We start from the raw sequence: 13820 nt of genomic DNA on the forward strand, positions 1-13820 counted from the left end.
TACTTGACTAATCGTAGGAACTAAGGGTGTGAGACTTGGCGCTTAGCTCACTTGACTGGAGCCCAAAAGAAAAAGGGACTGGAGTTCTTACCCCAGCCTCTTCTTGTAGCATACATATCTTCAAATTATATCTTAACGCGATAACTGCTTGCGGGTCAATTGGCGGTTGTAGAGGAAGGTGACTAATCCCCCTGTAAAGATAATGAAATAGCCGAGAATACTCCAGCCATCAGGTACCTGGCCAAGGAAGATGAAGCCGAGTAAGCCACTGAAGACAATACTGGAATAGTCAAAAATAGAGATCTCATTAGCTGGTGCAAACTTATAAGCCAGGGTAATCCCGAACTGACCGAAGCTGGCAGCTAGGCCTGCCCCTAAAAGAGCCAATAAAGCTTTTTGGTCGAGGGGGACATAGTTAAAGATTAAATACGGCACACAAACTAAGCAGGAGAAGCCTGAAAAGAAGGCCACCGTAAAGGCGCTGGGGACTCCCTGCTTGTTGAGCTGACGGACCGCAGTATAGGCTCCGCCCGCACTCAAGCCCCCAAGGATAGCGACAAGGTAAGGCAGAAGATCGGCTGTCGCTCCAGTCGGTTTGCTGACTAAGAGGACTCCCACAAAGGCAAAGCCCAGGGCGATTAAATGTTGCTTATCCATCCGCTCCTTGAGAAAAATCGCTGAAAAAACAAGCGTCGCAAAAGGCGCCAGCTTATTGAGAACCGAAGCGTCAGAAAGAAATAGGTGATCGAGGGCGTAGTAATTACAGAAGACCCCAATCGTCCCCAAGATCGACCTTAAGAGGAGGGTCTTCCAGGGCAATTCGCCTACCTGGACCTGGTTCTTAACTTGGGACCAAGACCGCATCAAGAGGGTCAAGGCAACGACGAAGGCAACAATATTTCTAAAAAAACTCTTTTCAATAGTGGGAAGGTCTCCGGCTAAGGGGATGCAAAGATTCATCACAGCAAAACCAAAAGCAGAGATCAAGATGGCAATAATGCCCTTATTACGATTTGTCACAGCAGCATATCCTTTCTATCCTTTACATTTCAATATCTCTACCCTACATGCTTTCGAGCCTGAATTCAAGCCCTTAGACTCCTCTTTTTATTAGGCTTAACTTGCCTTAACCACTTAATACATAGGGTCCATTTATTGTGAAATAAAAAACTTGTATGGAAACCCACTTATACATAGCCTATATTTATGCTATTATCTTTTCAATAAGTTTTTTCTAATTATTTTGTAAGGAGTTGTTCATTATGATCATCGAATTTAAAGACGTCGAAAAGTATTACGGCGACTACCACGCCCTAAAGGCCATTAACTTAGGCATCCAAGAGGGCGAAGTTGTCAGTATCATCGGGCCCTCCGGTTCAGGCAAGTCAACCCTTATCCGCTGCATCAACGCCTTGGAAAAGATTTCCAGTGGACACCTCTATTGCGATGGTCGGGACGTTTCCAACCCCAAAGAAAATATCCGCCAGGTCAGACGCGACTTTGGCATGGTCTTCCAACATTTTGAACTCTATCCCCATAAGACCGCGCTTGAAAACATCACTCTCGCCCCTCTCAAGGTCCTCAAAAAGACCCCGGAAGAAGCTCACGAACGCGCGGAAAGATTATTAAAGCGGGTAAATCTCTGGGACAAGCGCGACCACTACCCTAGCCAACTCTCCGGTGGGCAAAAGCAACGGGTAGCCATCGCCCGTGGTCTCGCCATGCGGCCCAAGGTCCTCCTCTTCGATGAACCAACTTCCGCCCTCGACCCCGAAATGGTGGGCGAAGTCCTCAACGTCATGAAAGACATTGCCGAGAGCGACAAGATGACCATGGTTGTCGTCACCCATGAAATGCGCTTTGCCAAGGAAGTCAGCACACGGACCCTCTTCATGGAGGCTGGCGAAATCATTGAAGACCGGCCCAGCCAGGACTTCTTCTCCCAACCCCAAAGTCAACGGGCCAAGGACTTCCTCCAAGTTGTTAACGCTTATTAGTCAGGAGGTCATTTCATGAAAAAAGGACACTTACTCTTGCTCTTAGTCAGCTGCTTGACTTTGCTCGGGGCCTGCGGAAAAAATAGCCAAGCGCCAAGTATTTTAGACAAGATCCAAAGCAGCCAGACCCCACATATCCGTTGGGGGATCAAAAACGACACCCGACTCTTCGGCTACTATAATATTGCCAAGCAAGAAGTGGAGGGCTTCGACATTGATATTGCTAAGGCCCTGACCAAGGAAATTGCTGGGCCTCAAGCCCAAGCCGATTTCGTCGAGGTGACGTCGAAGACGCGGATCCCCCTCCTCAAAAATGGTAATATTGATGCCATTATCGCCACCATGACCATCTCTGAGGAACGGAAAAAGCAGGTGGATTTCACAGATGTTTATTTCGCCGCCGGACAATCCTTGCTCGGTCCAGAAGATTCGCCCCTCCAATCAGTCCAGGACCTAGGCCCCCAAAACACTGTCCTAGCCGTTAAGGGATCCAGTTCAGCAGAATCCATCCGGAAATTTGCTCCCCAGGCCAAGGTCCTTGAACTGGAAAACTATGCCGAAGCCTTTACTGCCTTGCAATCCGGCCAGGGCGACGTTATGACAACCGACAATGCGATTTTGCTAGGTATCGCTGACCAGAATCCTGGCTACCGCTTGATCGGTGAGGCTTTTACCAAGGAGCCCTATGGCATTGCCGTCGACAAGAGTCAAAAAGACTTCCGTGATGAGGTCAACCGGGCCTTGGTTAAAATTAAAGTGGATGGGACCTATGATAAGATCTTCCATAAATGGTTCCCCGATGCTGGCGAAAGCGCCAATGCTAAAAATTTAAAGGAGGCCTAGTATGTTTACCCTTTTGCACGATTACCTACCCCTCTTATTAGAAGGCTTTGCCCGCACTCTCCTCGCCTCTGCTATTGCCCTAGTCGCCAGCTTCCTCTGGGGGAGCTTGGTGGGGATTTGGCAGAGCGCAGGCAAGAGACTTCTGAAAGCATTCGCGACCACTTATGTCGAAATCTTTCGCAATATTCCGCTCTTGGTCATCGTGATGTTCTTCTACGTCGTCCTCCCCCTCTTTTCGATTAAACTCTCAGGTTTTACATCTGGTGTGATCGCTCTGAGTCTCTATACTTCATCCTTTATTGCAGATATTATCGCAACAGCTATCAAGGCCATTCCGCGCGGCCAGTTCGAAGCCGGCCTCTCCCAGGGTTTCACAGCTCGACAATGCATGGCCTATCTCATCTTTCCCCAAGCCTTCCGCCAATCTCTACCTGCTTTAGGCAACCAGGTCATCAATTTGGTTAAGAATTCCTCCATCCTCGCTATGGTGGCGGGACTCGACCTTATGTATTATGGGGACCTGGTCGCCCTAGAGACCTTCGACACCTTCGCAAGCTATAGCCTGGTCGCCGGCTTCTACCTCTTGCTCACAGTTCCTCTAACCCTATTCATACAAAAACTTGAAAAGAATTATAGCCTCTAAGGCACGAAAGGAGTTTCACAATGGACTTTTCCGGTGCTTTTCAATGGATTAATATTAACTTCCTCCTCCAGGGCCTCTGGGTAACGGTCAAACTCACCTTACTCACCATTAGCCTCAGCCTATTCTTCGGCAGCCTCCTTGGTATCCTGCGCTATCTCAAGCTGCCCATTATCTCTAACACGCTGGGCTTTCTCATCGACACTGTTCGCAACCTCCCCCTCTTGTTAATTATCTTCTTTACTTACTTCGCCCTACCCCAAATCGGAATCAAAATGGATATCTTCTGGGCAGCCGTAGCCGCCTTGACCCTTTTTGAATCGGCTATGATTTCAGAAATTATCCGGGCTGGCATCCTGGCCTTGCCTAAAGGACAATTCGAAGCTGGCCTAGCAACCGGACTCAGCCGCAGCCAGACTATGGCCTACATCATCATGCCCCAAGTCTACCGGACCATGGCCCCCTCCATCGTCAGCCAGCTCATTGCCCTCATCAAGGACACCAGCCTGGCCACCATCATCTCCCTGCCCGAACTCATGCACAACGCCCGCATCATCTACGGCCAAAACTCCAGCTACATCCTCGGCACCTTCGCCCTCGTCACTATCATGTACTGGCTCATCTGCTACACCCTCTCCCAAACCACCCAGTATCTTAATAAGGGTGTGAGCAAGAGCGCTTAGCTTTGGATGATTGGAGCAAGTCAGAATAAGAGCGAACATTCGCTCGTTTCTGACTTGTGAAATCACTCCAAGCCTGCCAAGTCGAACCCGACTAAGAGGGTGAGGACTGACGCTTAGCTTTCCTTCACTAGAACAAGTCAGCAGAACCAGTCTATATGAATTAGCCAATGAAGAAGACAGACAGAATATATTTTCTTATCATTCCCCAAGCGTTTCATTCGTTTTTTGCGATGACTTTCGTTATAATAAAAATAGATCGAAACTGAAATAATAGAAAAGGAGTGTTGGTATGGGACTACTCGTTAATGGCGAATGGCGCGACCAATGGTATGATACAGAAAGCACAGGTGGGCATTTCGAACGGGATGCTGCTAAATTCCGTAACTGGGTGACTAAGGATGGTCAACCAGGCCCTAGCGGTGAGGGTGGCTTCAAGGCCGAAGCGGACCGCTACCATCTCTATGTTTCCTTAGCCTGCCCTTGGGCGAGTCGGGTTTTGATGATGCGGAAGTTGAAGGGGCTAGAAGAAATGATCAGCCTCTCTGTGGTCAACCCCTTGATGGCTGAACACGGTTGGACCTTTGACGAGGCAGATGGCGTGATCAAGGATCCGGTCATCGACGCGGACTACCTCTATCAAATCTACACCCATGTGGCCCCAGATTTCTCTGGCCGGGTGACGGTACCCGTCCTCTATGACCTCAAGCAGGATACCATCGTAAGCACCGAATCTTCAGAGATTATCCGCATGCTGAACTCTGCATTCGATGAAGTCGGTGCTAAAGAAGGCGACTACTATCCTGAAGACTTGCGTGAAGAGATCGACCAGTGGAACGACAAAATCTACGATAACTTAAACAATGGCGTCTACAAGGCAGGCTTTGCGACCGACCAAGCTGTCTATGAAGAGGAAGTGGCCAATGTCTTCAAGATGCTCGATGAACTGGAAGCCCACTTGGAAGACCACAGCTACTTGGCCGGTGACCAATTCACAGAAGCAGATATCCGTACCTTCACCACCCTGGTCCGCTTCGACAGCGTCTACCACGGCCACTTCAAGTGCAACTACCATCAATTAGTAGATTACCCTAATCTTTGGTACTATACCCGTAAGATTTACAACATGCCAGGAATTGCCGATACAGTAAATTTCCAACATATTAAAGAACACTACTACCGTTCACACGACACCATCAACCCAAACGGTATCGTTCCAGCAGGCCCTATCCTTGACTGGAGCTTACCTGAAGACGAATAAAACAAAAGTAAATACAAACACAAAAAGAACTTCTAGCACTAGGCTAAACGAGCCGGTCTAGAAGTTCTTTTTTATCCTTCCAACCATTCCTCAATACGCTCAATAAAGATATCCGCATACTTGGAGGCCTTGACCTGGCCTACCCCGCTGATGTCAAGAAAGTCATCATAGGTCTGGGGCTTCTCTTCAGCCATTTCCAAAAGGGTCTGGTTGTTAAAGATAATATAAGCTGGCACCCCTTCATCTCCTGCAAGTTCATAGCGGAGCTCGCGCAAGGCTTCGAAGAGCTCCTCATCGCGTTCAGACAATTGACTGGCCACCGCTGTTTGCTGAGCCGACTTAGCTTGGCTGTGCGCCTTATAGGGTCGCGCTTTGATGGTCAGTTGCTTGTCCCCCTTGAGCAGGGCCTTGGAGGCTGGGGTCAGTTCAAGACCCTTGTATTGGTTGAGGCTGAGGTAACCTTGGGACAGCATTTGGGAGATAATATCCTTAACTTCCTTCTCCGAATAATCTGCTAAGAGGCCGTAGGTAGATAAGCTATCGAAGCCCTTGCCCCGCACTTTCTGGGCCTTGCTGCCGCGGAGGACATCACAGACCATGGTCATGCCATAAGCCCAGCGCATGCGAACCAGGCAAGAGAGTACCATCTGCCCTTCCCGGCTGGCATCACGGACATCGACGTCCTCTAAGCAACCTGAACAATTCTGGCAAGGCTCAGCTAAGTTTTCGCCGAAATAGCTTAAGAGGTACTGGCGCAGGCAGCCGGCATAATCGGCATAGTTAATCATGGCCTGGAGACGGCGCTCAGAGCTTGGATCCTGGCTCTGTCCGATCAAGAATTTAGCCGCGACAATATCCTTGGCATGGTAGAGGAGGATGGCTTCAGCAGGCAAGCCATCACGCCCTGCCCGGCCTGCTTCTTGGTAATAGCTCTCCAGGTCTGTTGGCATGTTATAGTGGATCACCTTACGCACATCCGGCTTATCAATCCCCATCCCAAAGGCATTGGTTGCTACGATCAGGTTGACTTCTTCATAGATAAAGGCATTCTGACTGGCTTCACGCTCCTCAGCAGACAGACCGGCATGGTAACGAACGACCTTAAACTTGGCCTGGCGGAGCTGGTCATAGAGCTGGTCGACTTGTTTGCGGGTATTGGCGTAAATAATCATGGCCTCTTCCGAATGCAGCTCTTGGCGGAGAGCCTCCCACTTAGACTGGGGCTCTAAGACGCGGAGTTTCAAATTGGGCCGGTCAAAGGAATTCACCACCAGCTGAGGGTCTTCAAGTCCCAATTGCTGGATAATATCCTGGCGTACATAAGCCGTGGCCGTCGCCGTAAAGGCCGAAACGACTGGACGCTGGTCTAAAGCTTCAATAAAGCCGCCAATTTCACGGTAAGAAGCGCGAAAATCATGGCCCCATTGGGAGACGCAGTGCGCTTCATCCACTGCCACTTGACTCAGCTTAACTTCCCGCATCCAATCGATAAAAGCTGGATGGTTTAACCGTTCCGGAGCCACATAGAGCAAGTCCAAGTCCCCTTGACCTAGGGCCTGGCGCAGGTACTGGACCTCTTCCCAGGACGAAGCCAAATTGAGATAGGCTGCTCGAATGCCATGCTCATGCAAGCTATCCACCTGGTCTTTCATCAGCGAAATTAGCGGAGAAATTACCAGGGTTAAGCCCTCCATCGCCAGGGCGGGCAGCTGGTAGCATAGGGACTTTCCCCCACCTGTCGGCAAGACGCCTAATACATCCCTACCGTTTAGAATTGCCTCTACAATCTCCTCTTGTCCCGGCCGGAACTGGCTATAGCCATAGTGATAGGCTAAGAGGTCTTGAATGGCCATGTCATCGCTCCTTTTCTTAATCTGTCCTTATTTTACTAGAATCCTCCCACATAATAAAGAAGCAGCTGGTTAAACAGAAATTTCAGTAAAAAATTCTGAACAAAAATTATAAGTCAAGTAAAGACCATCAATCCATATTTTCTATATTCTTAGGGGATTCATAAGGCTAATTAAATGCTATAATTAAAGTATTAGCTTTTTTTCAGAAGAAAAATATTTCATCTTTCTTCTGCATCCTAAGCCAGGCTAATTGAGAAGGTAGGTTTTATTATGTACTCTGTGTTATCATCTGCTGAACAGCGCCAACTGCGCTTACTGCACATCCTCTATCGTTCGACCGACTGGATTACGATGATTGAATTAGCGGAAGCCATCGATTGTTCGGACCGCGTCCTAAGCAAGGACTTGTCCTATATTGAGAATAATTTTTCCTCTTATTTGACGATTGAGCGGTCAAAATTCGGTATCCGTGGCATCTATGCCCCTTCTGTTGACTACTATACCTTCGTTCGCCTCTACATGAGGGACTCAGTCGCCTTCAATATTCTAGAACAGATCTTTTTTCACCCGGATATCTCCACCCAAGAAATTTCTGATGAAATCTTTGTCAGCCCCTCAACCGTTTACCGGAATATCAATCTTTTGAACCAGGCCCTGCGCAGTCAGTTTAATTTTGAAATCTCCAACAGTCCCTACCGCTTCGTTGGCCCTGAGACCAATATTCGTCTCTTCTTTATGTTCTTCTTCCGCGAAAAATATAGTCCGCTGGAATGGCCCTTCGAAGAGGTTAACTTGCAATATTGTGAGCTCTTCCTCAGCACCGCCTGGAAGGTGACCTGCCACCAATACACTAACGCCTGGTTCCAAGCAGGCAAACTCTTACTAGCGATCGGCATCATCCGCACCCAAAAAGGCCATCTCATCCAATCCAAGGATATCCCCCTCTTTAAGGGGATCTACCAGGACCTCATCGACGAACTCGAGAAAAATGACGACCTCAAAAACATGGAGCAGAATTTTAACTTTAAGTTGAACTTGACCAATGCCGTCCAACTCTTCATGCCCGTCCTCAACCAGAATATCTATATTGACCTCCGCAACTTCCAGGCAGAAATCAGTGAACGCCCACTCATCCAGCGCTCGGTAGAATACCTGAACCAATTTCTGGATACTATCTGCCTAGAAGCCCATGTCCATATCGAGCACCGCGACCGCCTTATTCTCAGCCTGCATAACTATGCCTTCTTAACAACCGTCGCAGATATTCAAAAGGACAGCCTCTTAATCGACCGGAAGGCAGACTACATCGAAACCATGTCCCACTTCTACCCCGACCTCTATGACCTCATTGTCAAAGAAAGTGAGCATTATTTCCAATCGATCGGTCTCAAACCGCTTCCTTACGGCCTGACCAATTTCATCTATGCTCTCTATACCGGCTGGGAAAAACTTCATACCCAGATGCACCTAGCCCATCAAAAGCCGGTCGCCTATATCGTCAGTAATTATTCCAGCGACCACGCCCACCGCATCCAGGACGCCTTGAACAACCGTTTTGGCTTAGTGATCGACTTCCATATTTATAAGCAATTCCCACTCAAGCGCAAATTGATTGAAAATCTCAAATGCGACCTTATCATCTCAACCTTCGATATGCCGCATGACTTCAAAATCCCCAACCTCTACGTCCAAACCCTACCTACCGAGCAGGACTACAACTGGCTGGCCGCCTTCCTCAAACAAAAACGCCAGCAAGAACGTCATTAGAGAAAAAACCAAGCAGTGGCTTGGTTTTTTTACGCTTTATTTTTGATATAAGCATCCAAACTTTGCCGGACTTCTCTGATATCTTGGGCTGTAGTGCCACAGCAACCGCCAATAAAGCGAGCTCCTTTATCATACCAATCAGTCACCCAGTCACTGATGGACGTCTCCTCTTGCCCTTCAAATTGCTTGGTTTCCGGATTGTAGGCCCCTCCTAGATTAGGGTAAACAATAAAAGGTTTGAGGGCAGAAGGCCGCATGGTATCCAAGGCAGGGCTTACCCAAGCCGCCGGGCAGCAGTTGACACCATAGGCAATAATTTGCGGATGCCAATCCAACAGAGTCTGTAAATTTTCTAAGGCTGTGCCATCACTCATATGGTAAGGATCCTTAAGGCTGACAGTGAGGCAGGCTTTTTGGTCGGGGAACTTCTCCAAGAGCTTGAGCAGGGTCTTCACTTCCACAAAATTAGGAATAGTTTCAAAGAAAATTAAGTCCACTCCCGCTTCAACCAAGAGGGCAAAGCGCTCCGCATGGAAGGCATAAAGCTCTAAATCAGAGAGCTCATAATCCCCCCGATACTCTGACCCATCCGCTAGAAAAGCGCCATATGGTCCGATAGAGCCAGCCAACCATTTCTCCTGGTCGCCTCCACTAGTAGTCCGCGCCTGCTTGGCTAAAAAGACAGCCTTACGCATCAAGGTTCGCGCCTCAATATTCTTATGCCCAGCCTTGACAAAACCTTCCACACTGGCTTGATAGGTGGCTGTAGTGGCTATATTAGCTCCCGCTTCAAAGAAAGCTTGGTGGGCTGCTTTAATCGCCTCAGGAGCTCTTTCCACAAGTCGGGCCGTCCATAGGGGATGGTTGAGTTCCTCTTCATAAGCTTGTAATTCCGTGGCTAAGCCCCCGTCGAGGATAACGACCGCTTCCTTTTCCAGAGCTTTTACAATATCCGACATCAGCTTTCATTCCCTTCTCTTATCAGTCTCTTAAGCTTAGCATAGCCCAATCATGAAGAAAAGAAAAAAGAAGTGCTCACAAGGAACACTTCTTTTCTTCTTAAATGTGGAGGCCTGCGCCTGGTCCCAGGGGTAGGTTGAAGACGTACCAAGCAACTAGCATGAGCGTCCAAAAGACAAGGAAGGCGATGGAATAAGGGAGCATTACGGAAATGAGGGTTCCTAGTCCTGACTTCTTGTCGTAGCGCTGCATAAAGACTAGGATCATGGCGAAGTAAGACATTAAAGGCGAAATAATATTAGTCGATGAGTCCGCCACTCGGTAAGCCATTTGGGTGAGTTCGGGGGAAAGTCCGAGTTGGAAGAACATGGGCACGAAAATCGGCGCCATAATCGCCCATTTGGCTGATGCTGAGCCGATAAAAAGATTGACAAAGGCCGTTAAAAGAATGAAAGCTAGGATCAAAGGAATCCCTGTTAAACCGACCGTCTTCAAGAATTCAGCACCTGAATTGGCCAATAAGAGGCCCAAGTTAGTATAAGAGAAATAAGCAATCAACTGGGCTGCGAAGAAGGCCAAAACAATATAAGAAGCCATAGACTTCATTGAAGCCGTCATAGCGGCCACGAAGTCATCCGATGAGGAAATCTTCTGAGTCTGCCGGCCATAAGCCAAGCCAGGAATGGCAAAGAGTAAGAAGATATAGAAGATCAAGCCATTGTTTAAGAATTCCTGCAAGTCGTACTGGCCCGTCGCCTCATTCAAGGAACGGAGGGGGGCCCCTTCAGGAACCATAGCCAGGGCGGATATAACGAGGAAGACAAGCAGAGCAATTCCAGCATGCTTGAGTCCCCGGTTTTCATCTGGAGTCAGGGCTTGGTCATCGTGGACCGCATTGCCCTCGTAGTGGCCCAGGTGGGGTTCTACAATTCGGGTGGATACCCATGTCCCTACTATGGTTAAAACGACGGTGGAAGCCATGATAAAGTACCAGTTGCCAGTGATTGATACAGTATGTTCAATTCCTACACTGTCCAAAGCAGCATTAGTAATCCCTGTCAAGAGAGCATCAGTCGGTCCAAACATCAAATTAGCCGAAAAGCCGCCCGATACCCCCGCAAAGGCCGCTGCTAAACCAGCAATCGGATGGCGGCCTGCTCCTGCAAAAACAATAGCTCCCAGCGGAATAACCACCACATAGCCCGCGTCCGAAGCGATATTTGAAATGACCCCTGCGAATACCACGACTGCCGTAAGCAGGCTATCTGGAACCTGGGTGACCAATTTCTTCAGGGCAGCTCCAATCAAGCCTGTCCATTCAGCCACGCCCACACCGAGCATGGTAACGAGGACCGTCCCCAAGGGGGCAAAGCCCGTAAAGTTCGTTGTGGCATGGTTGAAGATATAGCGGAAGCCTTCACCACTCAAGAGCGACACCGCTTCTACTGTCACTTGCTCATTGGCCTTGGCATCGAAATAGTCTGCACTGGCTCCCAGTTCCGCAAAAATAGCGGATAAAACCATTATAATGACAGATAATATAATAAAGATAATCACGGGATGGGGCAAACGGTTCCCTACCCGCTCCACCCAATCGAGAAAGGACTGGAGTGGCGTCTTCTTTTCTACTTCCATTATTTTTCCTCCTTAGCCGACATAATTTTGCCCTATTTTAACATTAACAGGTCAAAATTACGACTATTTTTTAATATTATTTTAACTTTAGTCATTAATTATTAATCTTATAGGATGAGCCACAGCTAAAGATCATTAAAAAATAGTGGCCTCGTGATAAAAAATTTAACAGTTTGTGAAAAGTTATGCCAAAACAACTGACAACGCTTTCAATTTGTACTATAATAAGTCTGAGTTTGCATTATTATATTACTCAAAGGAGGTTTATTAATGTCTTTTACTAATTTAAAAGAATTAATTGAAACTGCAACAGAAGAAGATAAAAAAATCTACCAACTGATGCTAGAAACCGAATCAGAATACCAAAAGAAAAGCATTGAAGACTTGCGCCAAGCTATGGCTGACCAGTTCGATGTGATGGTAGAATCCGTACGTAAGGGGACCAAAGAATCTGCTATGTCCCAAACAGGGATCACGGGTGGTGACGGCCACCGCCTTTATGAATACGTCCACGATGCTGGGATGGATTCCTTGGTTAACCCCGACACCTTAGAAGTAGCCGCTAATGCCATGGCCGTTAACGAAGTCAATGCTGCCATGGGCCGGATTGTAGCTACACCAACAGCTGGTTCTGCGGGTATCCTACCTGCTGTTATCACCCACATGTATGATACCGGCAAATATGAGAAAGATGAATTAGTTAACGCCATGTTCACTTCATCAGCACTTGGCCTAACCATCGCCAACCAAGCTTGTATCGCTGGGGCTGAAGGAGGTTGCCAAGCCGAAATCGGTTCTGCGACAGCTATGGCTGCCGGTGCCCTAGTCGAACTCAAGGGCGGGACACCTGACCAAGTCGGCCATGCCCTCGGTCTAGCCTTGAAGAACTCTCTCGGCCTAGTTTGCGACCCAGTAGCTGGTCTGGTTGAAGTGCCTTGCATTATCCGTAACGGCCTCCATGCCATCACTGCCCTAGCTGCTGCTGATATGGCCCTGGCTGGCGTGAAGAGCGTTATTCCAGCTGATGAAGTCATCGGTGCCATGTATGATATCGGTAAAGAAATGCCTGCTTCCTTGCGTGAAACCGGGATTGGCGGCTTAGCTGGTACACCAACTGGTAAGTCTATCAAAGAAGAAGTCTTTGGCTCGCGTGGTGAACTGGAAATGAATACCAAGACCGCCAATTACAAGTCTGCCTATGATATTATTGGTCCCGTAATGGTTGGTCCATCTTCCTCTCACACGGCTGGTGCTGCCCGGATCGGGAACCTCGCCCGTCAACTCTTGGGTGAAGAGCCAGAAGAAGTGATCTTCAGTCTGATGGATTCCTTCGCTAAGACCTACCAAGGCCACGGGACTGACCGCGCCTTAATCGGTGGCGTTCTCGGTTACGATACCTTTGACCCAAATATCGCAGACGCTGAAGAAATGGCGGAAAAAGCTGGCCTCAAATACCACTTCCTTGAAGCTGACTTTGGCAACTACCACCCCAATACCGTACTGGTTGACCTATGGGGAGCTAATAACTACATCAGCGTGATTGCTAGCTCCATTGGTGGGGGCAAGATTGAAGCTCAAAAAATTGGTGAATACGACATTAAATTCTCTGGTGAACGTCCCACCATCTTTGTTTACCACAAAGATAAAGTTGGTGTCATTGCAAAATTAACAGACTACCTGGCTGATAAAGGTTTCAATATTTCCTTCATGATGAACCAACGCCAAAAAATCAATGGCCCAGCGATTTCTGTCTTTGAAGTCGATACCGATGTTTCAGACGAAATCCTAGATGATCTGAAGAAAGAATTCCCAGATATTGAAAAACTTCAATATGTTAATGTAAATTAGAGTTTTATCCAAGCTGAGTCGAAAGGCTCAGCTTTTTTGTTTTAGAGATTTTGTTAACAAATCAAACTTGATAAAAAGCACAAAAAAGCCACGGCTGAACCGTGGCTTCATATCTATATAAGGTGGAGCTAATGCAGTCCCTCCTCAGCTCTTGCGGGGTCTTTATCCCTCAAGCTTTATACTGGAGGGGTATGCTTTCAAACATTTGTACTTTTATATCTACTTCATAAATCACAAAAGAGCCTCCAACGAGGCTCTTTTATTTTCCGGTGTTATGTTGCCAAACGGCTCTGCTCACACCCTTAGTTGGGTTCGACTTGGCAGACTCGGAGTGAT

The 13820-nt window shown here is 48.0% G+C and carries 11 protein-coding genes and 1 pseudogene; 8 read left to right on the top strand and 4 right to left on the bottom strand.

Annotation, left to right across the window (positions count from 1 at the left end):
• Positions 1-132: 132 nt before the first annotated feature.
• Positions 133-1020, bottom strand: a complete 888-nt coding sequence (locus HMPREF2626_RS03315; protein ID WP_070617399.1) for a DMT family transporter — start codon at positions 1018-1020, stop codon at positions 133-135.
• A 242-nt stretch (positions 1021-1262) separates the two neighbouring features.
• On the opposite strand from HMPREF2626_RS03315, the gene HMPREF2626_RS03320 reads away from it, so the two are divergent.
• The 5 genes from HMPREF2626_RS03320 to HMPREF2626_RS03340 all read left to right on the top strand — a co-directional run bounded on the left by HMPREF2626_RS03320 (position 1263) and on the right by HMPREF2626_RS03340 (position 5421).
• Complete coding sequence (locus HMPREF2626_RS03320) at positions 1263-1997, top strand: amino acid ABC transporter ATP-binding protein (RefSeq protein ID WP_284879003.1); 735 nt, start codon at positions 1263-1265, stop codon at positions 1995-1997.
• Between the two features lie 15 nt (positions 1998-2012).
• The gene (locus HMPREF2626_RS03325) at positions 2013-2840 is read left to right on the top strand and encodes a transporter substrate-binding domain-containing protein (protein ID WP_070617404.1); all 828 of its coding nucleotides are present in this window, start codon (positions 2013-2015) and stop codon (positions 2838-2840) included.
• Between the two features lies 1 nt (position 2841).
• Complete coding sequence (locus HMPREF2626_RS03330; RefSeq protein WP_070617407.1) at positions 2842-3483, top strand: amino acid ABC transporter permease; 642 nt, start codon at positions 2842-2844, stop codon at positions 3481-3483.
• A 20-nt stretch (positions 3484-3503) separates the two neighbouring features.
• Positions 3504-4163: an amino acid ABC transporter permease gene (locus tag HMPREF2626_RS03335; protein ID WP_070617409.1), complete on the top strand. Its 660-nt coding sequence runs from the start codon at positions 3504-3506 to the stop codon at positions 4161-4163.
• A 289-nt stretch (positions 4164-4452) separates the two neighbouring features.
• Positions 4453-5421 carry a glutathione S-transferase family protein gene (locus HMPREF2626_RS03340; RefSeq protein WP_070617410.1) on the top strand — a complete coding sequence of 323 codons (969 nt, stop codon included), beginning with the start codon at positions 4453-4455 and terminating at the stop codon, positions 5419-5421.
• Between the two features lie 71 nt (positions 5422-5492).
• On the opposite strand, the gene recQ is transcribed toward HMPREF2626_RS03340, so the two are convergent.
• On the bottom strand, positions 5493-7274 hold the full coding sequence (recQ, locus tag HMPREF2626_RS03345; protein ID WP_070617413.1) for a DNA helicase RecQ: 1782 nt from the start codon (positions 7272-7274) through the stop codon (positions 5493-5495).
• A gap of 270 nt (positions 7275-7544) precedes the next feature.
• Between recQ and HMPREF2626_RS03350 the strand changes: the two genes are divergently transcribed.
• Positions 7545-9041 carry an AcpB/EbpR/MafR family transcriptional regulator gene (locus HMPREF2626_RS03350; protein WP_070617417.1) on the top strand — a complete coding sequence of 499 codons (1497 nt, stop codon included), beginning with the start codon at positions 7545-7547 and terminating at the stop codon, positions 9039-9041.
• A gap of 29 nt (positions 9042-9070) precedes the next feature.
• On the opposite strand, the gene mmuM is transcribed toward HMPREF2626_RS03350, so the two are convergent.
• Complete coding sequence (gene mmuM, locus HMPREF2626_RS03355) at positions 9071-10000, bottom strand: homocysteine S-methyltransferase (protein ID WP_070617419.1); 930 nt, start codon at positions 9998-10000, stop codon at positions 9071-9073.
• A 100-nt stretch (positions 10001-10100) separates the two neighbouring features.
• Positions 10101-11636, bottom strand: coding sequence for an AbgT family transporter (locus HMPREF2626_RS03360; RefSeq protein ID WP_070617423.1), 1536 nt, complete (start codon positions 11634-11636; stop codon positions 10101-10103).
• Positions 11637-11906: 270 nt separating this feature from the next.
• On the opposite strand from HMPREF2626_RS03360, the pseudogene sdaAA reads away from it, so the two are divergent.
• Both sdaAA and sdaAB read left to right on the top strand, forming a co-directional pair.
• A pseudogene (gene sdaAA / locus HMPREF2626_RS10375) lies at positions 11907-12788 on the top strand (L-serine ammonia-lyase, iron-sulfur-dependent, subunit alpha); the annotation flags it as partial.
• Between the two features lie 12 nt (positions 12789-12800).
• Positions 12801-13484 carry an L-serine ammonia-lyase, iron-sulfur-dependent subunit beta gene (sdaAB, locus tag HMPREF2626_RS10380; protein WP_284911295.1) on the top strand — a complete coding sequence of 228 codons (684 nt, stop codon included), beginning with the start codon at positions 12801-12803 and terminating at the stop codon, positions 13482-13484.
• Positions 13485-13820: the final 336 nt, after the last annotated feature.

Origin of the sequence: Aerococcus sp. HMSC062A02 (assembly GCF_001809535.1) — a bacterium.
Taxonomy (GTDB): Bacteria; Bacillota; Bacilli; order Lactobacillales; family Aerococcaceae; genus Aerococcus.

What these genes read in the sequence shown, in the direction of transcription:
- HMPREF2626_RS03320 (WP_284879003.1), top strand. Translation starts at nt 1,263, where the DNA reads ATGATCATCGAATTTAAAGACGTCGAAAAGTATTACGGCGACTACCAC.
- recQ (WP_070617413.1), bottom strand. Translation starts at nt 7,274, where the DNA reads ATGGCCATTCAAGACCTCTTAGCCTATCACTATGGCTATAGCCAGTTC.
- HMPREF2626_RS03330 (WP_070617407.1), top strand. Translation starts at nt 2,842, where the DNA reads ATGTTTACCCTTTTGCACGATTACCTACCCCTCTTATTAGAAGGCTTT.
- HMPREF2626_RS03335 (WP_070617409.1), top strand. Translation starts at nt 3,504, where the DNA reads ATGGACTTTTCCGGTGCTTTTCAATGGATTAATATTAACTTCCTCCTC.
- sdaAB (WP_284911295.1), top strand. Translation starts at nt 12,801, where the DNA reads ATGAATACCAAGACCGCCAATTACAAGTCTGCCTATGATATTATTGGT.
- mmuM (WP_070617419.1), bottom strand. Translation starts at nt 10,000, where the DNA reads ATGTCGGATATTGTAAAAGCTCTGGAAAAGGAAGCGGTCGTTATCCTC.
- HMPREF2626_RS03340 (WP_070617410.1), top strand. Translation starts at nt 4,453, where the DNA reads ATGGGACTACTCGTTAATGGCGAATGGCGCGACCAATGGTATGATACA.
- HMPREF2626_RS03350 (WP_070617417.1), top strand. Translation starts at nt 7,545, where the DNA reads ATGTACTCTGTGTTATCATCTGCTGAACAGCGCCAACTGCGCTTACTG.
- HMPREF2626_RS03360 (WP_070617423.1), bottom strand. Translation starts at nt 11,636, where the DNA reads ATGGAAGTAGAAAAGAAGACGCCACTCCAGTCCTTTCTCGATTGGGTG.
- HMPREF2626_RS03325 (WP_070617404.1), top strand. Translation starts at nt 2,013, where the DNA reads ATGAAAAAAGGACACTTACTCTTGCTCTTAGTCAGCTGCTTGACTTTG.